Raw genomic sequence first — 22618 nt, 5'->3', positions numbered from 1 at the left:
TAACCCGCTGCAAACCCGCCAGTTTGTTTCGTGACTCCTCGTAAAACGGGCGCTGGCCGCTCGCCATTATGACGATGCTGCGCCAGACTGCCGCCATGAAAAACGAACATGGATTTACTCTGATTGAGACGATGGTTGCGGTGGCGCTGATCGTTATTCTGAGCGGCATCGGGATTACTGGCTGGCGTACCTGGCAGGCCCAGCAGCGCTTATGGCAAACCGCGTTACAGGTGCGGCATTTCCTGGAGATGCTGCGCGATGATGCCAACTGGCATAACCAAGAGCGGCTTATTCTGGCATCCCGTTCTGAGGATGCCTGGTGCCTGCAGACCCAGGAGCTGCAAACAGGCTGCTCGATCGATTCCCCGTATCTTATGCACCCAGTATGGCCTGAGGTTAACCTCGTGGAAATTACACCTTCATTAGGTTTCTATGGCCTGCGTAATACGGCATGGGGAGGGCATATTCGGGTCGCAAGTGATGCGGGTGAGTGGCGGATCGTGGTGTCGGGCTGGGGGAGGATACGGATGTGTCAACGTGCGGCGGACGAATCATGTTAGACCGGCAACAGGGGTTTTCCTTGCTGGAGACCTTACTGGCGATGGCGATAGGGAGCGTTATTCTGCTGGCGGCGGCGCGCTTTCTTCCCGCGTTACAGTTTGCTGTGCTGCAACAGACTCGTCATCAGATGCTTGAAGATGAACTCTGGCAGCGCCTGTATACCGTTGCCTGGCACATTCAGCGTGCCGGATATTGCAACGGTGAATGTGTGGGGCAAGCGTTGACGATCGGGCGTAATGGAAGTTGCGTGGTGGTGCAATGGGATGCTAACAGCAACGGACGATGGGAAACATCGCCGGCCAGCGATGCCGACCAGACGGGGTTTCGTCTGCAAAACGGCGTGCTGGAAACCTTGCGCGGCGCAACATCCTGCGAGGGAAAGGGCTGGGATAAAATGACGGATCCCAATACGGTAGATATCACCCTGTTTACGGTAACCCGGCAGCAAACCGCTGGCTTTGCGCCTGTCTTTACCATTAGTCTTGCAGGCCAAATAAAAGAGCAGAATACGCAACATATTTCGGCTGCCTTTAGCGTGAGTGGTTTTAACTTGTGAACCGTGAGCGCGGGATGTCTTCACTGGCACTGGTGCTGCTTATGCTCATACTCGGTAGCCTGATGCTTAATGGGCTAAACCAGCAATTGAAGATCCATATACGCAGGGTGAGCTCGGAGAGCGAGCACCTTCGCCAGTATGCGCAGGTGCAGTCGGCGATGATGTGGGCGCAAAGGCACCCCTGGCACAGGGAGCCCGCGTTGCAATGTCTGCAACACCCCACAGAACCCTGGCAGGCATGCCTGCGTGTGCTCACTGACCAGGCCGTGTTATTAACCGTGGGAAGTGGTAAACAGCGTTTATGGCGAGGCGGGCATATTGAGCGTAACAATGTGGTGTTTTCCGCACACGGCTGGAGTGATTTTTGCCCACGTAAGGAAACGGCGCTATGTCAGATTCCATAAGACAGCGCGGATTTAGCCTGCCCGAAGTGCTGCTGGCTATGGTTTTGCTGGTGATGGTGGTTACCGCGCTGGGAGGCTATCATCGGGCGCTTGCCTCCGGTTTTCACGCATGGAGCCAGTACCGGCTTTTGTGGCGCCACGCCTGGCAGCAGGCGCAAATGTATCCGCCGCCGCTACCCGCAGGGTGGCAGGTACAGAAGGAGCAGACAAGCGACCAGGGATGTGTCAGCATCAGGGTTATTATCATTTCGCCAGTGGGCAGAAAAGGGCAAATGTCGCGAACATTTTGCCCAAACAGCCAGTAGTCAGGAGCACGTATGCTAAGGGTTTATCACTCCAACCATTTGGATGTGCTTGAAGCATTGATGGAGTTTATCGTTGAACGCGATCACCTCAGCGATCCTTTTGAACCCGAAGTGGTGCTGGTTCAGAGCACGGGTATGGCGCAATGGCTACAAATGACGCTGGCGCAGAAGTTTGGCATTGCCGCCAATATCGACTTTCCGCTCCCCGCCAGTTTTATCTGGGATATGTTTGTGCGTGTCCTGCCGGACATTCCAAAAGAGAGTGCATTTAATAAACAGAGTATGAGCTGGAAACTGATGTCGCTGCTACCAGAGATGCTGGAGCTGGACGAGTTTGCCATGCTGCGCCACTACCTGAGCGATGACGACGACAAGCGCAAGCTATTTCAGCTTTCCTCCCGTATTGCGGATCTTTTCGACCAATACCTTGTCTATCGCCCGGAGTGGCTCACCCTGTGGGAAGCCGGGAAAAAAGTGGATGGCCTTGATGAGGCGCAAATCTGGCAGGCGCCGCTATGGCGTCGTCTGGTGGAACATACAGCCGGGCTTGGACAGCCGCACTGGCACCGTGCCAATCTTTATCAGCGCTTTATCAATGTGCTTGAATCGGCTGAGCAGTGCCCGCCTGGGTTACCGTCGCGTGTATTTATATGTGGCATTTCAGCGCTGCCACCAGTCTACCTACAGGCGTTACAGGCGCTGGGTAAGCATATCGATGTACACCTGCTCTTTACCAACCCTTGCCGCTACTACTGGGGGGATATTAAAGATCCGGCATTTTTAGCCAAACTGCTGACCCGCCAGCGCCGACATCATCGCGACGAGCGAACGCTTCCTCTTTTTCGTGATGCGAGCGCTGTACAAGGCTTGTTTAACAGCGATGGTGAGCAAAATTTACCGAATCCACTGCTTGCCTCATGGGGCAAACTGGGGCGCGATTATGTGCACCTGCTTGCCGGGTTGGAGAATTACCAGGACCTGGATGCGTTTGTCGATGTTACGCCGGGGCACATTCTGCAGAACCTGCAATACGACATGTTGGAACTGCAAAATAGCGCCGTCGCAGGAGTAAATGCCGAAGAGTACGAGCGCAGCGATAAAAAGCGCCTGCTTGAGCCCGACGACCGTAGTGTGACGGTTCATATCTGTCATAGCCCACAGCGGGAAGTGGAAGTATTACATGACAATTTGCTGGCGATGCTGGAGGCCGATCCATCGCTGACTCCAAGAGACATTGTGGTCATGGTGGCTGATATCGACAGCTACAGTCCGTATATCCAGTCTGTTTTTGGTAGCGCTGTGGGTGAGCGTTACATTCCTTACGCCATTTCTGACCGCCGTGCACGTCAGGCGCATCCGGCGCTACAGGCATTTATTAGTTTGCTGTCGTTACCCGATAGCCGCTTTGTTTCGGAAGACGTACTGGCGCTGCTGGATGTCCCCGTGCTGGCGGCGCGTTTCAATATTGATGAAGAGGGATTGCGTTACCTGCGCCAGTGGGTCAATGAGTCGGGCATTCGCTGGGGTATGGATGACGATAATGTCCGCGAACTGGAACTCCCGGCGACCGGACAACATACCTGGCAATTTGGTTTAACCCGCATGCTGCTGGGATACGCGATGGAAAGTCGTCAGGGGGAATGGCAATCCATTCTGCCTTATGATGAATCCAGCGGGCTGATTGCTGAGCTGGTCGGTCATCTCGCTTCCTTGCTCATGCAGCTTAATACCTGGCGGCAGGGACTGGCGCAGGCGCGTCCGCTTGAAGAGTGGCTGCCGGTCTGTCGGGAGATGCTCAATGACTTTTTCCTGCCCGATCAGGACACAGAAGCCGCGCTGGCGCTTATCGAACAGCAGTGGCAGGCGATAATTACACAGGGTGTTGATGCAGCATACGGCGAAGATATCCCACTTTCCGTCTTGCGCGACGAACTGGCGCAGCGTCTCGATCAGGAGCGCATCAGCCAGCGCTTTCTGGCCGGGCCGGTGAATATCTGTACGCTGATGCCAATGCGTTCTATCCCTTTTAAAGTGGTATGCCTGTTGGGTATGAATGACGGCGTCTACCCGCGAACCCTTGCACCGCTGGGGTTCGACCTGATGAGCCATCAATCCCAACGCGGCGACCGTAGCCGTCGTGATGATGACCGCTACCTGTTCCTTGAGGCGTTGATTTCCGCGCAGGAAAAACTCTACATCAGCTATATCGGTCGCTCGATTCAGGATAACAGCGAACGTTTTCCGTCTGTGCTGGTTCAGGAGTTACTTGATTATATTGGGCAAAGCCACTGCCTGCCGGGTGATGAAGCGCTAAATTGCGATGAGAGTGAAAAGCGCGTTAAAGAACATATTTGCTATCTGCATCCTCGTATGCCGTTTGATGCTGCCAATTTCCGCCCTGGCGAATGGCAAAGTTTTGCCAGCGACTGGTTGCCCGCGGCAAGCCAACAGGGCACGGCGCACCCTGAATTTATTCAGCAACTTTCCCCGCTTGCGCTGGAATCGCTCACGCTTGAGCAACTGTTGCGTTTCTGGGCACACCCGGTACGCGCCTTCTTCCAGATGCGACTGCGCGTCAATTTCCGTCCGGAAGAGAGCGATATCCCCGATGCCGAACCTTTTATTCTGGAGGGGTTAAGCCGCTACCAGCTCAACCAGGAACTGCTCAATGCGCTGGTGGACCAACAGGACGTTGAAAAGCTTTTTCGTCACTATCGTGCGGCAGGAGCATTGCCCTATGGCGCGTTTGGCGAGATTATCTGGGAAGCCCAGCAGCTTGAAATGCAGGAGCTGGCAGACCGGGTGATCGCGCAGCGCCAGCCCGGTCAAAGCATGGAGGTTGATTTGGAGTGCGCGGGTGTGCATTTGAGCGGATGGCTGGCGCATGTGCAGCCTGATGGCTTGCTACGCTGGCGACCCTCAAAACTCAGCGTCACCCAGGGTTTGCAACTTTGGCTGGAACACCTTGTCTACTGTGCCAGTGGCGGCGTTGGGGAAAGTCGGTTATTTGTCCGCAGCGGTGGCGAATGGCGTTTCCCTGCGATGAAGCCGGACGACGCATTGCAACATTTGGCGCTCATGATTGAAGGCTATCGCGAAGGGATGGCAAAACCTCTGTTGCTGCTACCAGAAAGTGGCGGCGCATGGATAAAAGCCTGTTACGACGCGGCAAATGATGCCATGTTATCGGATGAGACAACGTTGCAAAAAGCGCAAAGTAAATTCCTGCAAGCCTATGAAGGCGGTATGTTTTCAACCGGAGAAGGTGAAGATATCTGGTATCAGAGGCTGTGGAGAACGCTTACACCTGAGCATTACCTGCAGATAACGACACTTTCGCAGCGTTATTTGTTACCGCTGTATCGATTTAATCAGTCCAAATGACAGTATAAAAATTGCGCAAATAAGAACCATCCTTTATTATGCGCGACGGGTCACGGACTGATATACCAAGAGTTCGGCATGCTGCCGACGCACGTTTTGCCCCGAAAGTTTCAGCAAGGCTGGAAAGCGAGGGGATTGTTAATGATGAGGTTCGTGAATGCCCCGCAGCACCTGGTTAAAAGCTTTCGTTGTGTTCTTTGCCCTCTGGGCGTCGTACAGTCAGGCAGATAATGGTTGGCAGCCGATACAGGAAACTATTCGTAAGAGCGATAAAGATACCCGCCAGTATCAGGCGATTCGTCTCGACAACGGCATGGTGGTTCTGCTGGTTTCCGATTCCCAGGCGGTAAAATCCCTTTCTGCACTTGTCGTCCCGGTAGGTTCCCTTGAAGATCCCGCCGCGCATCCTGGCCTTGCCCATTATCTTGAGCATATGTCTCTGATGGGCTCGAAAAAATACCCGCAGCCGGATAGCCTCTCCGAATTTCTGAAAATGCACGGTGGTAGCCATAACGCCAGCACCGCTCCTTATCGCACCGCGTTTTATCTGGAAGTGGAAAATAACGCGCTGGAAGGGGCCGTTGACCGACTTGCTGATGCGATTGCCGCACCGTTGCTTGAGAAAAAATATGCCGATCGCGAGCGTAACGCTGTCAATGCAGAGTTGACCATGGCGCGTACCCGTGACGGGATGCGTATGGCGCAGGTGAGCGCGGAGACCATCAACCCGGCGCACCCTGGCGCACGCTTCTCTGGTGGTAACCTCGAAACGCTGAGTGATAAGCCCGGTAGTCCGGTGCACGAAGCGCTGCTCGCATTTCACGAAAAATACTATTCTGCCAATCTGATGAAAGCGGTGATTTATAGTAATCGTCCTTTGCCGGAGCTGGCGAAAATTGCCGTTGATACCTTTGGCCGGGTGCCGAATAAAAACATTGAACGTCCAACTATCGATGTGCCGGTAGTTACCGATGCGCAAAAGGGCATCATTATTCACTACGTTCCGGCGGTGCCGCGCAAGGTGCTGCGCGTTGAATTTCGCATTGATAACAACACCGCGCAATTTCGTAGCAAAACGGATGAGCTGATCACCTATCTTATCGGTAACCGTAGCCCGGGAACGCTCTCTGACTGGCTGCAAAAACAGGGGCTGGCAGAAGGTATCCGGGCAGATTCTGACCCGGTCGTGAACGGAAATAGCGGTGTGCTGGCTATCTCTGCGACCCTGACGGATAAAGGCCAGGCCAACCGTGATAAGGTGGTGGCGGCTATTTTTAGCTATCTCACCATGCTGCGCGAGAAGGGCGTGGATAAGCGCTATTTTGACGAACTGGCGCACATTCTGGATCTCGATTTTCGCTACCCGTCGATTACGCGTGATATGGGATACGTGGAATGGCTGGCGGACACCATGATCCGCGTGCCGGTGGCGCATACACTGGATTCGGTAAATATTGCCGACCAGTACGACGCCAAAGCCGTGCAGGCACGTCTGGATGAAATGACGCCGCAAAATGCCCGTATCTGGTATATCAGCCCTACTGAGCCACATGACAAAACAGCATATTTTGTCGACGCGCCGTATCAGGTGAATAAAATCGCCCCGCAACTGTTTGCACAGTGGCAGCAGCAGTCGGCCGAAATTACGCTGAAAACTCCCGAACTTAATCCGTATATTCCGGATGACTTTACGCTGATCAAACCGGCGAAAGAGTACACTGATCCGGAGCTGATCGTTGACGAGCCAAACCTGCGGGTGGTCTACATGCCGAGCCGCTATTTCGCGAACGAACCGAAAGCGGATGTGAGCGTGGTACTGCGTAATCCAAAAGCGATGGATAGCGCGAAAAACCAGGTAATGTTCGCGCTGAACGACTATCTGGCGGGGATCGCGCTGGACCAGTTAAGTAATCAGGCGGCGGCAGGCGGCATCAGTTTCTCAACCAATGCCAATAATGGCCTGATGCTCAACGCCAACGGGTATACCCAGCGTTTGCCGCAGTTGTTCCAGGCGTTGCTGGCGGGATATTTCAGCTATACGCCGACTGCAGAGCAACTTGAACAGGCGAAATCCTGGTATGCGCAAATGATGGACTCCGCGGATAAAGGCAAAGCATTTGATCAGGCTATCATGCCAGTCCAGATGCTCTCTCAGGTGCCTTACTTTCAGCGAGAAGACCGTCGTGCGCTGCTACCGTCAATCACACTGGATGACATTCTTGCTTATCGTGATGCACTGAAAACCAATGCGCGTCCTGAATTTCTGGTGGTGGGGAACCTTACCGACCAGCAGGCTAAAGACCTGGCTCATAGCGTTCAGGAACAATTGAGCGCGAAAGGCAGCGAATGGTGCCGCAACAAAGAGGTACTGATCGACAAACCGCAATCGGTGATATTCGAAAAAGCAGGCAACAGCACCGATTCCGCGTTGGCCGCCGTGTTTGTTCCGTCAGGGTTCGATGAGTACACCAGCTCGGCTTATAGCGCAATGCTCGGGCAGATCATCCAGCCGTGGTTTTATAACCAATTGCGTACCGAAGAGCAGCTTGGTTATGCGGTGTTTGCCTTCCCAATGAGCATTGGCCGTCAGTGGGGGATGGGGTTCTTATTACAGAGCAACAGCAAGCAGCCTGCCTGGTTGTGGGAGCGTTATAAGGCCTTCTTCCCCACCGCGGAAGAGAAGCTGCGTGCCATGAAGCCGGAAGAATTTGCGCAAATCCAACAAGGGGTTATCGCGCAAATCCAGCAGGCGCCGCAGACGCTGGGCGAAGAAGCCTCAAAACTCAGTAAAGATTTTGATCGGGGCAATATGCGCTTCGATTCACGTGATAAAGTAGTGGCTCAGATAAAACTGCTGACGCCGCAGAAACTTGCCGATTTCTTCCATCAGGCGGTGGTTGAGCCGCAGGGCATGGCGGTATTGTCACAGATTTCCGGAAGCCAAAGTGGGAAAGCGGAGTACGCTCAGCCCGAAGGGTGGAAAGTCTGGGACAGCGTCAGCGCGTTGCAGCAATCTTTACCCCTGATGAGCGAGAAAAATGAGTGAAACCGCTGAGACCCTTGATCCACTCCGCTTGCCGCTAACCGGCGAGCGCCTGATTGAAGCCTCTGCGGGCACCGGTAAGACCTTCACCATCGCCGCACTTTACCTGCGGCTGCTACTTGGTTTAGGCGGCAATGCCGCCTTTCCACGCCCTTTAAACGTCGAAGAGCTGTTGGTGGTGACCTTTACCGAGGCCGCCACCGAAGAACTTCGCGGTCGCATTCGCAGCAATATCCATGAACTTCGCATCGCCTGTTTGCGCGAAACAACGGACAACCCGTTATATGCCAGCCTGTTGCGCGAGATCACCGATAAGCAACAGGCCGCGCAGTGGCTAATGCTCGCTGAACGGCAGATGGATGAAGCGGCCGTCTTTACTATCCACGGCTTTTGCCAGCGCATGCTTAGCCTCAATGCCTTTGAATCCGGCATGCTGTTTGAACAGCAACTGATCGAAGACGAGTCACTGCTGCGCTACCAGGCCTGCGCAGACTTCTGGCGTCGCCACTGTTACCCCTTGCCGCGTGATCTGGCACAGGTGGTTCACGAGTCGTGGAAAGGCCCGCATGATTTGCTCAAAGCCATCGACCGCTATTTGCAGGGTGAAGCGCCGCAAATCAAAGCCGCACCGCCAGCGGATGAAACGCTGGAGAGTCGCCATCAGAAAATCATTGAGCAGATCGATAGCGTTAAGCAGCAGTGGGTTGCCTCCGTGGACGAACTGGGGCCGCTAATTGAAGGCTCCGGGATCATGCGGCAAAAATTCAATCGTACCAACCAGGCTCGCTGGATCGAGAAGATCAGCGCCTGGGCCAATGAGACGACCTGTAGTTATCAGTTACCGGAAGCGCTGGAAAAGTTTGCGCAATCGTTCCTGCGTGAGCGGACCAAAGAGGGCGGTGTGGTACCGGAACATACGGTTTTCGAGGCGATTGAAACCTTACTGAATGCACCGTTGACGCTCAACGATTTGATGCTAACCAGCGCGATGCGCGAAATCCGTGAAGCGGTGGCCAGAGAAAAGCGTCGCCGTGGCGAACTCGGTTTTGACGACATGTTGAGTCGGCTGGACAGCGCCTTGCAAAGCGCGAGTGGCGAGGCGCTGGCAACGGCGATCCGCACCCGTTTCCTGGTCGCCATGATTGATGAGTTTCAGGATACCGACCCTCAACAGTATCGTATTTTCCGTCGTATCTGGCACCACCAGCCGGAAAGCGGGCTACTTCTGATAGGCGATCCGAAACAGGCTATTTACGCGTTTCGCGGGGCCGATATTTTTACCTACATGAAAGCGCGCGATGAAGTAAACGCCCGCTATACCCTTGATACCAACTGGCGTTCCGCGCCGGGAATGGTGGAGAGTGTTAATCAGCTTTTCAGCCAGACCGACAACGCCTTTATGTTTCGGCAAATACCTTTCCAGCCAGTGAAATCGGCGGCGAAGAACCAGTCGCTGCGGTTTACGATAAAAGGAGAAAAACAGCCAGCAATGGCGATGTGGCTGATGGAAAGCGAGGGTGTCGGCGTCGGGGATTATCAAACCTTTATGGCTGAACTCTGCGCGACGCAAATCCGCGACTGGCTGATAGCCGGGCAGAAGGGGGAGGCGTTGCTGCATGAGGGAAAAACGACTCGTCCTGTAAAAGCTTCTGATATTACCGTGCTGATTCGTAGCCGCCATGAGGCGTCACTGATTCGCGATGCGTTGGGTCTTCTTAATATCCCCTCGGTTTATCTTTCTAACCGTGACAGCGTGTTTGATACCCCGGAGGCCCAGGAGCTGCTCTGGCTATTACAGGCGGTGCTGGCGCCGGAACGTGAAAACACGTTACGTAGCGCACTGGCGACCTCCATGCTCGGTTTGAGTGCGTTGGATATCGAAACGCTTAACCAGGACGAAGCCGCCTGGGATGCGATAGTAGAAGAGTTTGCTGGCTGGCGGGACATGTGGCTTAAGCGCGGCGTTATGCCAATGCTGCGTGCATTGATGAGTGCGCGCCACGTGGCGGAAAACCTGCTGGCGACGCCGGGTGGCGAACGCCGTCTGACGGACATTTTGCACCTGAGTGAATTACTGCAGGAAGCAGGCACACAGGTAGAGAGCGAACATGCGCTGGTGCGTTGGCTGGCACAGCATATCGCCGAACCGGATGCGAATTCGTCGAGTGAACAGTTGCGTCTGGAAAGCGACAAACATCTGGTGAAAATCGTCACCATCCATAAATCGAAAGGGCTGGAATACCCGCTGGTCTGGCTGCCTTTTATTGCCAATTTCCGCGTTCAGGATCAGGCGTTTTACCACGACCGCACGTCGTTTGCGCCAGTGCTGGACCTCAGCAAAGCCGAGGAGAGCATTGAACTGGCGGAGACGGAACGCCTGGCGGAAGATCTGCGTCTGCTGTATGTGGCGCTGACGCGCTCGGTCTGGCATTGCAGTCTGGGGATTGCCCCTATTTCTCGTCGTCGCGGTGAGAAAACGGGTGACAGCGATTTCCATCTCAACGCATTGGGGCGGCTTATTCAGCAGGGACAACCTCGCGATGCGCAGGGGCTTCGTGCCTGCGTCGAGTCGCTGTGTAACGATAATATCGCCCTTTGTGTGCCCGATGTGCCGGACAGTGTTCGCTGGCAGGCGCCGCAAGACGTGGTGCAGGCGTTAACGGCCCGCCAGATGACGCGAACCGTACGTGATGACTGGCGCGTGACCAGTTATTCCGGGCTGCAACAGCGTGCGCATGGCATTGCGCAGGATTTATTGCCGCGTCTGGACCTTGATGCCGCCGGGGAGCGAGATCTGCTGGCTGAGCCAATGCTGACGCCGCATCAGTTCCCACGCGGCGCCTCGCCGGGGACGTTCTTACACAGCCTGTTTGAAGATCTGGATTTCACCCAGCCGATTGCCCCAGCCTGGGTGGCAGAGAAACTCCAGCGCGGCGGTTTTGAAGAGCACTGGCAGCCGGTCATCAGCGAATGGATTGACACGATCCTTCACGTTCCCCTGGCCGATACGGGGGCGTCGTTGCATCAGTTAACGGCAAAGGAAAAGCAGGTAGAGATGGAGTTTTATATCCCGATTGCCCAAAACCTGCGAGCCGGGGCGCTCGATGCGCTGATACGCCAGTACGATCCGTTGTCGGCCGGCTGTCCACCGCTGGATTTTCGCGAGGTGCGCGGCATGCTAAAAGGGTTTATTGACCTGGTATTCCGCCACGAAGGGCGTTACTACCTGTTGGATTATAAATCTAACTGGCTGGGAGAATCCGCCGAGGCCTATACCCGCGAGGCAATGGCTGCCGCCATGCAATCTCACCGTTACGATTTGCAGTATCAGCTTTATACACTTGCCCTCCATCGTTACCTGCGCCACCGCATCGCCGGGTACGATTATGAGCGCCACTTTGGTGGCGTTATTTACCTGTTCCTGCGTGGCGTCGAGGCCGATAATTCGCAGCAGGGGATCTTTACCACCCGGCCTGACGCGGCACTGATAAGCCAGATGGATGCCCTGTTTGCCGGGGAAACGCTGGAGGTGGCGCAATGAGACTGCGTACGTTACTGCAACAGGCCGTAGAGCTAAAAATCTTGCGTCCGCTGGATGTGCAATTCGCCCTGACCGTGGCCAGCGATGATGAACCGGCGGTAATGCTGGCAGCGGCAATACTGAGCTTTGATGCCGGAGAAGGGCATGTCTGCCTGCCCCTTTCCCGTTTAGCGCCCGAAAACCTGCCCGCCAGAGCGCATCCGCTGTTGGCTTCTCTTTATGAAGAAGCCGGTTATCCGGCGGACTGGCGAAAAACGTTACTGGCCTCGCCTGCGGTGAGTGAGGGGGAGGTGGCAACGCCGATGATCCTCGTGGGTGAACGACTGTATCTGAACCGTATGTGGTGTAACGAATGCAGTATTGCCGCCTTTTTTGCCAAAGTTAATCAACCGTTGGAGGTAGATGAAAACCGTCTGCGGCAGGCGCTGGATGACCTGTTTCAGCCTTCGGATGACATTAACTGGCAGAAGGTGGCAGCGGCGGTTGCGCTTACCCGCCGCGTATCGGTGATCTCGGGCGGCCCTGGAACCGGGAAAACCACGACGGTGGCGAAGCTGCTTGCCGCGCTGGTGCAAATGGCTGATGGCGCACGCTGTCGCATTTGTCTTGCCGCGCCAACCGGAAAAGCAGCCGCTCGGCTGACGGAATCTTTGGGAGCGGCGCTTCGCCAGTTGCCGTTGACTGACAAACAAAAGGCGACGCTGCCTGATGAAGCCAGTACCCTGCATCGTCTTCTGGGTGCGCTGCCCGGTAGCCAACGGCTGCGTTATCACGCTGGCAATCCACTGCATCTGGATGTGCTGGTGGTGGATGAAGCTTCGATGATTGACCTGCCGATGATGTCGCGGCTGATTGATGCACTGCCGCAACATGCCCGGGTGATATTCCTCGGAGACCGAGACCAGTTGGCGTCCGTAGAGGCCGGTGCGGTACTCGGAGACATTTGCGCCTGGGTCAATAAAGGGTTTACGCCAGAGCGTGCCGCGCAGCTCTCGCGGATAACAGGAACAACCGTACCCGCAGGAGAAGGCACTTCGGCCAGTGCGCTACGTGACAGCCTGTGCCTGCTGCAAAAAAGTTACCGCTTCGGCAGCGATTCGGGTATCGGGCAACTGGCGGCGGCGGTTAACCGTGGTGATAAAACGGCGGCAAGCGCGGTGCTGAGCCAGGGCTTTAGCGATATCGAAAACAAGCACCTGCAAAGTGCAGAAGACTATCAGAGCATGATTGATGATGCGCTGGCAGGCTATGGTCATTTTCTTGGGCTGGTACGCGATGGCGCGCAGCCGCAAGAGGTCCTCGCCGCTTTTGGCGAATATCAACTGCTGTGCGCATTGCGTGAAGGGCCATTTGGCGTGAGTGGGCTGAACGATCGTATTGAGCAGGCGCTGGTCCGGCAGCGACGGATTACCCGCCCGGCGCATGCGCGCTGGTATCACGGAAGGCCGGTTATGATCACGCGTAATGACGCCTCGCTGGGGTTGTTTAACGGCGATATTGGGATTGCGCTCGATCAGGGGCAGGGCATTCGTGTCTGGTTCCCGTTACCTGACGGTAGTCTGAAATCGGTGCAACCCAGTCGTTTACCGGAACATGATACCGCCTGGGCGATGACGGTGCATAAATCGCAGGGCTCGGAGTTTGATCATGCGGCACTGATTTTGCCAGGCCAGATTGTGCCAGTGGTAACGAGAGAGTTGGTTTATACCGCGATTACCCGTGCGAAAAAACGCCTGTCGCTGTATGCCGATGAACGCATACTGGCGCAGGCCATTGCCACGCGTACCGAACGGCGAAGCGGGCTGAATGCCATTTTTGAAACGCTGTAGAACATAGCCCTCACCCGCCGGTGAGGGCTATGGGGCAACTTAGCCCAAATCTGCCATCAGCACTTTTGAACGCCGCTGATAGTTGTACATCTCTTTTTTACTTTCCGGCAGGGAATCGATATCCACCGGGGTAAAGCCGCGTTCCTGGAACCAGTGGATGCTGCGGGTGGTGAGGACAAAGAGTTTGCTCAGACCCATCTGTCTTGCCTGGGCCGCAATGCGCTCAAGCAACACCTCGCCGCGCGATGAACTGCGATAGTCCGGATGTACCGCTACGCAGGCCATTTCGCCGATTTTTTCTTCCTGGAACGGATAGAGCGCCGCACAGGCGATGGTCAGATTATCGCGCTGAATGATGGTGAATTTATCGATCTCCATCTCCAGTTGTTCGCGCGAACGACGCACCAGGATACCTTGCTGCTCCAGTGGACGAATCAGCTCAAGAATGCCGCCGATATCGTTAATGGTGGCACGACGGATCTGTTCCGCGCTCTCCATCACAATCTGCGTACCGATACCGTCGCGAGAGAATAGCTCCTGCAATAAGGCGCCATCTTCCTGATAACTGATCAGGTGGCTGCGGCGAACGCCACTGCGGCAGGCTTTCATCGCGCCACGCAGGAAACGTACTGTTCCGGAGTGGTAATCGCCTTGCTCTTCCAGCGATTCGACCCGCGACTGGGCTTCGTTCGGGAACATCTCGGAGACAATCTGCCCATCTTCGTTGTAGACGCCCTGCGATGAACAAAAGCCAATCATCTTTTCTGCTTTCAGTTTGATGGCCAGTTGTGTCGCAATCTCTTCCGAGGTGAGGTTAAAGCTTTCGCCAGTGACAGACACCGCAACGGGGCCGAGCAGCACAATCGCGCCGCTGTCTAACTGACGGTGGATGGCTTCTTCATCGATACGACGGATACGTCCGCTATGGCAATAGTCAACGCCATCGTCCACGCCCAGCGGCTGGGCGATGATGAAGTTGCCGCTCACCACGTTAATGTGCGCGCCCTGCAATGGCGTATTGTTCAGACTCATGGAGAGGCGAGCGGTAATATCCAGTTGCAGCAGACCGGCGGCCTGTTTCACCAGTTCAAGCGTTTTGGCATCGGTCACACGGGTATGTTTGTGATACACCGGTTCGTGATTATGCGCCGCAAGATTGGCATCAATCTGCGGACGTGCGCCATACACCACCACCAGGCGAATACCGAGGCTGTGGAGTAATCCTATGTCGCTGACAATGCTGGAAAAGTTTTCATGTTCAATGGCTTCGCCACCCAACATGATGACAAACGTTTTTCCCCGATGGGTATTAATATAGGGAACAGAATGGCGAAATCCCTGTACCAGTTCGGTTCTGCGTTCCTTTACCACGGCCAACCCTCACTGCATGATTATTCGTAAATTCTGTATTTTTATTCTTTTATGGCGCTGGGTGCAAGCCATAAATTCGCCTTAGACAAAGAATAATTCCTGCGTGCCATTGCATGGATTGTGTATGTTTACCCTTTTATAGATGACAGTTTATGCGTCATTCGTTAAAGTTTTCGGTCAAATCTGACGTTTACTTAGTATTTCATCTTTTTTGCTCGGGAGAAGCATGTCGGGAAGTCAATCAAGGCTGAGCCGCCGCCGATTGTTACAAGGGGCGGGCGCTATGTGGTTATTGAGCGTGAGTCAGGTCGGTCTTGCCGCCGTCAGTCAGGTGGTGGCGGTGCGCGTCTGGCCTGCGTCAACCTATACTCGCGTGACCGTTGAGTCTAACCGTGTGCTGAAATATCGCCAGTTTGCGCTCAGCAATCCGGATCGGCTGGTTGTTGATATTGAAGACGTTAACCTGAACTCCGTTTTGAAAGGGATGGGGAGTCAAATTCGCGGCGATGATCCTTTTATCAAATCTGCGCGCGTTGGGCAGTTCGATCCAAAAACGGTGCGTATGGTGTTTGAGCTTAAGCAGGATATTAAACCGCAGCTCTTCGCCCTTGCGCCGGTGGCAGGGTTTAAAGAACGCCTGGTAATGGATCTTTATCCGGCGAATGCGAAAGATGTTCAGGATCCGCTGCTCGCGCTTCTGGAAGAGTACAACCAGGGCGACCTGGAAAAACAGGTGCCGCCTGCGCAAAGCGGGCCACAACCGGGCAAAGCGGGGCGGGATCGGCCGATCGTTATTATGCTGGATCCTGGCCATGGCGGTGAGGATCCAGGCGCCATCGGGAAATACCGGACCCGCGAAAAAGATGTGGTGCTGCAAATTGCCCGTCGCCTGCGCGCGCTGATTGAGCAGGAAGGTAATATGAAAGCCTACATGACACGCAATGAGGATGTGTTTATCCCCTTGAAAGTGCGTGTCGCCAAAGCGCAAAAGCAGCGCGCCGATCTGTTTGTTTCCATTCATGCGGACGCCTTTAGCAGCCGCCAGCCGAGCGGTTCGTCGGTCTTTGCCCTCTCAACCAAAGGGGCGACCAGTACGGCGGCGAAATACCTTGCGGAAACGCAGAATGCCTCCGACTTAATCGGTGGGGTTAGCAAGAGCGGGGATCGTTATCTCGACCATACGATGTTCGATATGGTGCAGTCATTAACCATTAATGACAGCCTGAAATTTGGCAAAGCGGTGCTCAACAAGCTGGGTAATGTTAACAACCTGCATAAAAACAGTGTCGAGCAGGCCGGGTTCGCGGTACTGAAAGCACCGGATATTCCATCGATTCTGGTCGAAACGGCGTTTATCAGTAACGTGGAAGAAGAGCGTAAGCTTAAGACGGCGAAATTCCAGCAAGAGGTGGCGGAGTCGATTCTTGCAGGGATTAAGGCGTACTTTGCCGATGGCGCAACGCTGGCAAGAAGAGGCTAGTGTTTTAGTCAGTATTTTATTCGAGGCGGCAACGGAATAAATCCCCAGGAGCGAACAAAGGTACGTGACTGGGGTGAATGAGGGCAGCCAACAATGGCACAGCCTGAAGGGTGAAGAATAAAAACAAAAAAACACCCTTGAGGGTGCTTAATATGTTGGTTGCGGGGGCCGGATTTGAACCGACGACCTTCGGGTTATGAGCCCGACGAGCTACCAGGCTGCTCCACCCCGCGTCCGTCTTTACTCTTCATCGAGTAAATGTGCATCAGATTGTAATTGGTTGCGGGGGCCGGATTTGAACCGACGACCTTCGGGTTATGAGCCCGACGAGCTACCAGGCTGCTCCACCCCGCGTCCGCGTTTACTCTTCCATCGAGTAAATTTACTTCTGATTTTAATTGGTTGCGGGGGCCGGATTTGAACCGACGACCTTCGGGTTATGAGCCCGACGAGCTACCAGGCTGCTCCACCCCGCGTCCGTGGATGCGCACTATACTCCGCTAACATTTTGATGCAACCCTTTTTTAACGGAATAGCTTATTAGCGCGACATTTGTATAAAAACAGTACGATAAGAGTATTTTTTGTACTGCATTTGCGGCAGGTTGCGCAATCGCATTTCATTCGCAGGGGCGGTTTGTTATCTTCATCACGCTCCGGATTAACCAGAAGATGAGAGAAATGAAAGGACGTTGGGCAAAATATCTACTCGCAGGCGCAATGGCAGCACTTCTCGCCGCCTGTACTTCAAAGCCGACCGATCGTGGTCAACAATATAAGGACGGGAAATTCTCCCAGCCTTTCTCTCTGGTAAACCAGCCTGATGCGACTGGCGCGCCGATTAACGCGGGCGACTTTGCCGAGCAGGTAAATCAAATCCGCAGCGCTTCTCCGCGCCTCTATTCAGGACAGAGCAACGTTTATAACGCGGTACAGCAGTGGCTGCGGGCCGGAGGCGATACCCGCACGATGCGCCAGTACGGTATTGATGCCTGGCAGATGGAAGGGGCGGATAACTACGGTAACGTCCAGTTCACCGGTTATTACACGCCGGTTGTGCAGGCGCGCCATACCCGCCAGGGCGAGTTCCAGTATCCAATTTATCGCATGCCGCCCAAACGCGGGCGTCTGCCTTCCCGCGCCGAGATTTACGCGGGCGCATTGAGCGACAGCTACGTGCTGGCCTATAGCAATTCGCTGATGGATAACTTCATCATGGACGTTCAGGGGAGCGGCTATATTGATTTTGGCGACGGTAGCCCGCTGAACTTCTTTAGCTATGCTGGCAAAAATGGTCATCCCTATCGCAGTATCGGTAAAGTGCTGATCGACCGGGGCGAGTATAAAAAAGAAGACATGTCGATGCAGGCAATCCGCCACTGGGGTGAAACCCACAGTGAAGCGGAAGTGCGTGCCTTACTGGAAGAAAACCCGTCATTTGTCTTCTTTAAACCGCAATCCTACGCACCGGTGAAAGGGGCGAGTGCGGTACCGCTGATTGGTCGCGCATCTGTAGCATCTGATCGCAGTATTATCCCGGCGGGCACCACACTGTTGGCAGAAGTGCCGCTGCTTGATGCGAATGGCAAATTTACCGGTCAGTATGAGTTACGGCTGATGGTGGCGCTGGATGTTGGCGGCGCCATTAAAGGCCAGCACTTCGATATCTATCAGGGGATTGGCCCGGAGGCCGGTCACCGTGCCGGGTGGTACAACCATTATGGTCGCGTGTGGGTGCTGAAAACCGCGCCGGGGACGGGTAACGTCTTTAGCGGTTGAATGTGATACGCTAAAATTGGTTATTAAAAAATAATGGATTTATGGAGTGGCGCCACCGGAGAGTGCCCCGGATGGCGGCGCAAGCGCCTGACCCGATCTACGGGCTTGTAGCCCCGGTAAGCGAAGCGCCACCGGGGAGTTCCCTAACTTCATCGCTCCAGGGTTGTCAGCAACATCACGGGTGAGGGATAAACCTCACCCTTTTTACATCTGAGGTCTTATGTCTGTGGTAATCAGCGATGCCTGGCGTCAGCGTTTTGGCGGCACGGCGCGTTTATACGGTGAAAAAGCGCTACAACTGTTTGCCGATTCGCATATCTGTGTCGTTGGCATCGGCGGAGTCGGTTCATGGGTTGCCGAAGCGCTGGCGCGAACAGGAATTGGCGCTATTACATTGATCGATATGGATGATGTCTGCGTGACCAATACCAACCGGCAGATTCACGCTCTGCGTGACAACGTTGGTCTGGCAAAAGCGGAAGTGATGGCGCAGCGTATTTCGCTGATTAACCCGGAGTGTCGCGTTACCGTGATTGACGATTTCGTGACGGCCGATAACGTCGCCCAGCATATGGGGGCTGGTTACAGCTATGTGATTGACGCCATCGACAGTGTGCGCCCGAAAGCGGCGCTGATCGCCTGGTGCCGTCGCAATAAAATCCCGTTGGTGACCACAGGCGGCGCAGGCGGACAGATCGATCCGACGCAAATCCAGGTGGCCGATCTGGCAAAAACCATTCAGGATCCGCTGGCGGCAAAACTGCGTGAGCGCCTCAAAAGCGATTTTGGCGTGGTCAAAAACAGCAAAGGCAAACTGGGCGTGGATTGTGTTTTTTCCACCGAAGCGCTGGTTTACCCGCAGGCAGATGGCTCTGTGTGCGCGATGAAAAGCACGGCAGAAGGGCCAAAACGGATGGATTGTGCGTCAGGTTTTGGCGCCGCGACCATGGTGACCGCCACCTTTGGTTTTGTGGCGGTGTCCCATGCACTGAAAAAAATGATGGCAAAAGCGGAGCGTCAGGCAAGCGCCTGACGTGCGGCATCCTGCACGGCGGCCGCCAGGGCCGCCAGCCCCTGATTACGTGAAGCACTTAGCTCTGCGCGCAATCCCAGTTCGTCAAAGAGTGCCAGCGGATCGCCTGCCAGCAAGACCTGTGGCAATTTGCCTTCGATGGCCGTCAGCAGCACGGCCAACATACCGCGAACGATTCGACCCTCGCTGTCGCCAAAAAAGTGCAGCGCGCCGTTTTCTGCGGCTGTACACCCCAGCCAGACACGGTTTTCACAGCCTGCGATTTCTCGCGCCTGCGCTTTCAGTTCGTCGGAAAGCGAGGGTAACTGTTTGCCCAGCAAAATTAGCTGACGGTATTTATCTTCCCACTGTTTAAGAGGAAGAAAGGTCTGACGTAGCGTCTCTTCGGTAATGGAATGGCCAAAGGGATGCCCGGCAAATGCGGCATTAATCATCAATCCACCAGTAAATCTAAGGCGCGGTCCACGGCGTCAACCAGCGCGTCCACATCATGTTGGGTATTATAGGGTGCGAAAGAGGCGCGTAGCGTCCCTTTTACCCCAAGCGCCGCCAGCAGCGGTTGTGCGCAATGTTGCCCTGCCCGCAGGGCAATGCCATAACCCGCCAACAGAGTGACCATATCGCTGTGGTGTACGCCTTCAAAATTAAAGGCCAGCAGGCTGGAATCCTGGCAGCGGAAAGAGCGAAAGCCCGCCCGTTTTGCGAGCGCGTCTTCGGCAAGCGTCGCCAGGCCACGGCTGTAGCTTTCCGCCTGGGCGATATCAACACCGTTAAGCCACTCCAGCGCCGCGCCGAGGCCTATCACCCCGGCCACATTTGGCGTACCGGCCTCAAGTTTGTACGGCACAGGCTGCGTCTGAAAACCGTCAAATGTCACCTCGGTGATCATTTTGCCGCCGCCTAACCACGGTGACATGGCATCCAGCAGATACGATTTACCGTACAGCACGCCGATGCCCGTTGGGCCATACAGCTTATGGCCGGAAAAGGCATAAAAATCGATGTCCAGACGCTGAACGTCAGCCGGGAAATGCACGACCCCCTGTGCGCCATCCACCATCACGACCATGCCAGCCTCATGCGCAATAGCGATAGCCTGCTCCAGGTTCGGACACCCGCCGGTGACGTTCGACATCTGCCCCAGAGCGAGAATGCGGCTGCGTGGAGTAATGAGCTGTGGTAATTGACTGATATCCGGCAGGTTATCCACTCCCAGCGGCAGCTTAATCACGCGTGCGCCGGTCTGTTCTGCCACCATCAGCCACGGAACCAGGTTGGCATGATGCTCGGCTTCGCTGACGATGATTTCATCCCCGGCATTCAGGCGAGGGCGCGCGTAGCTTTGCGCCACCATATTGATGGCTTCGGTGGTGCCGCGCGTCCAGACGATGTTCTTCCCCGACGGAGCATTAAGCAGCGTCGCCACCTGATCGCGGGCAGACTCGTAACGCGCTGTCAGTTTTTGCGCTTCGGCAAACTGGCTGCGGTGAACGTTACCGGCGCTCAGGCTATAAAATTGCTGCGTTGCATCGATGACCGCCTGCGGTTTTAACGCTGTGGCGGCGCTGTCCAGATAAATACCGGCATCGGCGAGCGCGGGAAACTGGGCGCGAAACTGCGCCGGGTTGAAAGCGTTCATGGTATTCCTCGTATCAATCTGTTGATCGTCGCGCAAATTCATCCCCGGAGCAAGGAGGTTGATAACCATCGGAATTGTCTGTTTGTCCAGGCAACCTTCTGTAAGCAGGTTATGCTAATTACTGTTAGATGGATGTTTAAGCCTGTCAGTTATTGAGGTTTATTTAGCATTAATTGCTATGAGGAGAAAGAAGATGAAAAAGACTGCTGCAATTATTTCTGCCTGTTTGTTTACTTTTGCACTGAGCGCCTGTTCCGGTCCTAACTACGCCTTACATACCAATGACGGGCGTACGATTGTCTCCGACGGGAAACCGAAAACTGACGATCAAACCGGTATGATTTCGTATAAAGATGCCAACGGCAACGAACAGCAAATCAACCGTAGCGATGTGAAAGAGATGGTTGCGCTGGAGAAGAAATAACGCCGTTTTTCGGGCAAAAAAAAGCACCGCAATCTTGCGGTGCTACATTAATCACTATGGACAGACAGGGTAAATGTACAGGAAGTGAAAAAGGGTAGTCTCGCTACCGTGGCCTGAATTTCAGACCAATTGCAAACACAACAACACAACATCACAACCGTAAGCCAAAAGCCCTTCAGAACACGCATTCCAAAAAAAGCTTCTCGTTCCGGCTCAGGAAGTGCCGCCACTATAGGTATTTGCTGGTAGAAGCTCAACGGACAAATTATAATGGCTCAGATAAAAAAAACTAATAGGTTACGCATTGTTTCCTGTTTGTTAAAACGCCTTAACATCTAAGCCTGATAACCATGTCCAAACGATTACCACCCCTTAATGCATTACGTGTTTTTGATGCTGCGGCGCGCCATTTAAGTTTCACGCGCGCGGCAGATGAGTTATTTGTGACGCAGGCCGCAGTAAGCCACCAAATCAAGTCTCTCGAGGATTTTCTGGGGCTCAAATTGTTTCGTCGGCGTAATCGTTCTCTGCTATTAACCGAGGAAGGACAGAGTTATTTTCAGGATATTAAAGAGATATTTTCCCAACTGACCGAAGCGACGCGTAAACTCCAGGCCCGCAGTGCTAAAGGGGCGTTGACGGTCAGTTTGCTGCCCAGTTTTGCCATTCAATGGATGGTACCCCGCCTCTCTAGCTTTAACTCAGCTTATCCGGGAATCGACGTTCGAATCCAGGCTGTAGATCGCCAGGAAGACAAACTGGCGGATGACGTCGACGTGGCCATTTTTTATGGTCGCGGCAACTGGCCGGGATTGCGTGTTGAAAAATTGTACGCGGAATATCTGTTGCCGGTCTGTTCACCGTTATTATTAACCGGTGATAAACCCTTGAAAACGCCAGCGGATTTGGCGCAGCACACCCTGTTGCACGATGCGTCTCGCCGGGACTGGCAAACTTATACGCGGCAATTGGGTCTTAATCTTAACGTTCAGCAGGGACCTATTTTTAGCCATAGCGCGATGGTGCTACAGGCGGCAATCCATGGACAGGGGATCGCACTGGCCAACAATGTGATGGCACAGTCCGAAATTGAAGCAGGCCGTCTGGTCTGCCCTTTTAATGATGTTCTGGTCAGTAAGAACGCGTTTTATCTGGTTTGTCATGACAGCCAGGCAGAACTGGGTAAAATAGCCGCCTTTCGACAGTGGATCCTGGCAAAAGCGGCAAGCGAGCAGGAAAAATTTCGTTTCCGCTACGAACAATAATTGTA

At 54.5% G+C, this 22618-nt stretch carries 16 protein-coding genes and 3 tRNA genes; 13 read left to right on the top strand and 6 right to left on the bottom strand.

Annotated elements, in window-relative coordinates:
• Positions 1–95: 95 nt before the first annotated feature.
• From IP582_RS20510 to recD, 8 genes are all read left to right on the top strand, one after another.
• Positions 96–560, top strand: a complete 465-nt coding sequence (locus IP582_RS20510) for a prepilin peptidase-dependent protein (protein ID WP_193796322.1) — start codon at positions 96–98, stop codon at positions 558–560.
• Positions 554–1117 (top strand): prepilin peptidase-dependent protein, encoded by a 564-nt coding sequence (locus IP582_RS20505; RefSeq protein ID WP_193794292.1) that lies wholly within the window; start codon positions 554–556, stop codon positions 1115–1117. The genes IP582_RS20510 and IP582_RS20505 overlap by 7 nt, the downstream gene beginning before the upstream one ends.
• The gene (locus IP582_RS20500; protein ID WP_193794291.1) at positions 1114–1521 is read left to right on the top strand and encodes a DUF2509 family protein; all 408 of its coding nucleotides are present in this window, start codon (positions 1114–1116) and stop codon (positions 1519–1521) included. Before IP582_RS20505 ends, IP582_RS20500 begins: the two co-directional genes overlap by 4 nt.
• A complete protein-coding gene (locus IP582_RS20495; protein WP_193794290.1) occupies positions 1506–1826 on the top strand; it encodes a prepilin-type N-terminal cleavage/methylation domain-containing protein in 321 nt (106 codons plus the stop codon). The genes IP582_RS20500 and IP582_RS20495 overlap by 16 nt, the downstream gene beginning before the upstream one ends.
• Before the next feature lie 12 nt (positions 1827–1838).
• A complete protein-coding gene (gene recC / locus IP582_RS20490; RefSeq protein ID WP_193794289.1) occupies positions 1839–5210 on the top strand; it encodes an exodeoxyribonuclease V subunit gamma in 3372 nt (1123 codons plus the stop codon).
• Positions 5211–5367: 157 nt separating this feature from the next.
• A complete protein-coding gene (gene ptrA / locus IP582_RS20485; RefSeq protein ID WP_193794288.1) occupies positions 5368–8256 on the top strand; it encodes a pitrilysin in 2889 nt (962 codons plus the stop codon).
• Complete coding sequence (gene recB, locus IP582_RS20480) at positions 8249–11794, top strand: exodeoxyribonuclease V subunit beta (RefSeq protein WP_193794287.1); 3546 nt, start codon at positions 8249–8251, stop codon at positions 11792–11794. Before ptrA ends, recB begins: the two co-directional genes overlap by 8 nt.
• Entirely contained in the window at positions 11791–13623 is a 1833-nt protein-coding gene (recD, locus tag IP582_RS20475) for an exodeoxyribonuclease V subunit alpha (RefSeq protein ID WP_193794286.1), read from the top strand. Before recB ends, recD begins: the two co-directional genes overlap by 4 nt.
• Positions 13624–13662: 39 nt before the next feature.
• Here recD and argA read toward each other — a convergent pair whose 3' ends face one another.
• A complete protein-coding gene (argA, locus tag IP582_RS20470) occupies positions 13663–14994 on the bottom strand; it encodes an amino-acid N-acetyltransferase (RefSeq protein ID WP_039077099.1) in 1332 nt (443 codons plus the stop codon).
• Positions 14995–15220: 226 nt separating this feature from the next.
• On the opposite strand from argA, the gene amiC reads away from it, so the two are divergent.
• On the top strand, positions 15221–16474 hold the full coding sequence (gene amiC / locus IP582_RS20465) for an N-acetylmuramoyl-L-alanine amidase AmiC (protein ID WP_072039691.1): 1254 nt from the start codon (positions 15221–15223) through the stop codon (positions 16472–16474).
• Between the two features lie 156 nt (positions 16475–16630).
• Here the strand turns inward: amiC and IP582_RS20460 are convergent.
• The 3 genes from IP582_RS20460 to IP582_RS20450 form a co-directional block, all read right to left on the bottom strand.
• A tRNA-Met gene (locus IP582_RS20460) sits at positions 16631–16707 on the bottom strand.
• Positions 16708–16751: 44 nt separating this feature from the next.
• A tRNA-Met gene (locus tag IP582_RS20455) sits at positions 16752–16828 on the bottom strand.
• Positions 16829–16873: 45 nt separating this feature from the next.
• Positions 16874–16950: transfer RNA gene (locus IP582_RS20450), tRNA-Met, on the bottom strand.
• 204 nt (positions 16951–17154) lie between these two features.
• On the opposite strand from IP582_RS20450, the gene mltA reads away from it, so the two are divergent.
• Both mltA and tcdA read left to right on the top strand, forming a co-directional pair.
• The gene (mltA, locus tag IP582_RS20445; protein WP_193794285.1) at positions 17155–18252 is read left to right on the top strand and encodes a murein transglycosylase A; all 1098 of its coding nucleotides are present in this window, start codon (positions 17155–17157) and stop codon (positions 18250–18252) included.
• Positions 18253–18472: 220 nt separating this feature from the next.
• Complete coding sequence (tcdA, locus tag IP582_RS20440) at positions 18473–19285, top strand: tRNA cyclic N6-threonylcarbamoyladenosine(37) synthase TcdA (RefSeq protein ID WP_039077095.1); 813 nt, start codon at positions 18473–18475, stop codon at positions 19283–19285.
• On the opposite strand, the gene csdE is transcribed toward tcdA, so the two are convergent.
• Positions 19270–19719 (bottom strand): cysteine desulfurase sulfur acceptor subunit CsdE, encoded by a 450-nt coding sequence (gene csdE / locus IP582_RS20435; protein WP_039077094.1) that lies wholly within the window; start codon positions 19717–19719, stop codon positions 19270–19272. The two genes, tcdA and csdE, sit on opposite strands and share 16 nt — an antisense overlap.
• Positions 19719–20924 (bottom strand): cysteine desulfurase CsdA, encoded by a 1206-nt coding sequence (gene csdA / locus IP582_RS20430; protein ID WP_193796321.1) that lies wholly within the window; start codon positions 20922–20924, stop codon positions 19719–19721. Before csdA ends, csdE begins: the two co-directional genes overlap by 1 nt.
• Positions 20925–21117: 193 nt before the next feature.
• On the opposite strand from csdA, the gene IP582_RS20425 reads away from it, so the two are divergent.
• The gene (locus IP582_RS20425; protein ID WP_039077092.1) at positions 21118–21348 is read left to right on the top strand and encodes a YgdI/YgdR family lipoprotein; all 231 of its coding nucleotides are present in this window, start codon (positions 21118–21120) and stop codon (positions 21346–21348) included.
• A gap of 350 nt (positions 21349–21698) precedes the next feature.
• Positions 21699–22613 (top strand): glycine cleavage system transcriptional regulator GcvA, encoded by a 915-nt coding sequence (gene gcvA / locus IP582_RS20420; RefSeq protein ID WP_039077091.1) that lies wholly within the window; start codon positions 21699–21701, stop codon positions 22611–22613.
• The last annotated feature ends 5 nt before the right edge of the window (positions 22614–22618 follow it).

The sequence above is a fragment of the Citrobacter sp. BDA59-3 genome (assembly GCF_015167655.1).
GTDB lineage: Bacteria > Pseudomonadota > Gammaproteobacteria > Enterobacterales > Enterobacteriaceae > Phytobacter > Phytobacter diazotrophicus.
The sequence above is the reverse complement of the archived record's forward strand: the minus strand, read 5'-3'. Positions and strand labels throughout refer to the sequence as shown.

Coding starts and splice junctions, on each gene's coding strand:
- IP582_RS20510 (WP_193796322.1), top strand. CDS start 96: ATGAAAAACGAACATGGATTTACTCTGATTGAGACGATGGTTGCGGTG.
- IP582_RS20505 (WP_193794292.1), top strand. CDS start 554: ATGTTAGACCGGCAACAGGGGTTTTCCTTGCTGGAGACCTTACTGGCG.
- IP582_RS20495 (WP_193794290.1), top strand. CDS start 1,506: ATGTCAGATTCCATAAGACAGCGCGGATTTAGCCTGCCCGAAGTGCTG.
- recC (WP_193794289.1), top strand. CDS start 1,839: ATGCTAAGGGTTTATCACTCCAACCATTTGGATGTGCTTGAAGCATTG.
- ptrA (WP_193794288.1), top strand. CDS start 5,368: ATGCCCCGCAGCACCTGGTTAAAAGCTTTCGTTGTGTTCTTTGCCCTC.
- recB (WP_193794287.1), top strand. CDS start 8,249: ATGAGTGAAACCGCTGAGACCCTTGATCCACTCCGCTTGCCGCTAACC.
- recD (WP_193794286.1), top strand. CDS start 11,791: ATGAGACTGCGTACGTTACTGCAACAGGCCGTAGAGCTAAAAATCTTG.
- amiC (WP_072039691.1), top strand. CDS start 15,221: ATGTCGGGAAGTCAATCAAGGCTGAGCCGCCGCCGATTGTTACAAGGG.
- mltA (WP_193794285.1), top strand. CDS start 17,155: ATGAAAGGACGTTGGGCAAAATATCTACTCGCAGGCGCAATGGCAGCA.
- tcdA (WP_039077095.1), top strand. CDS start 18,473: ATGTCTGTGGTAATCAGCGATGCCTGGCGTCAGCGTTTTGGCGGCACG.
- csdE (WP_039077094.1), bottom strand. CDS start 19,719: ATGATTAATGCCGCATTTGCCGGGCATCCCTTTGGCCATTCCATTACC.
- csdA (WP_193796321.1), bottom strand. CDS start 20,924: ATGAACGCTTTCAACCCGGCGCAGTTTCGCGCCCAGTTTCCCGCGCTC.
- IP582_RS20425 (WP_039077092.1), top strand. CDS start 21,118: ATGAAAAAGACTGCTGCAATTATTTCTGCCTGTTTGTTTACTTTTGCA.
- gcvA (WP_039077091.1), top strand. CDS start 21,699: ATGTCCAAACGATTACCACCCCTTAATGCATTACGTGTTTTTGATGCT.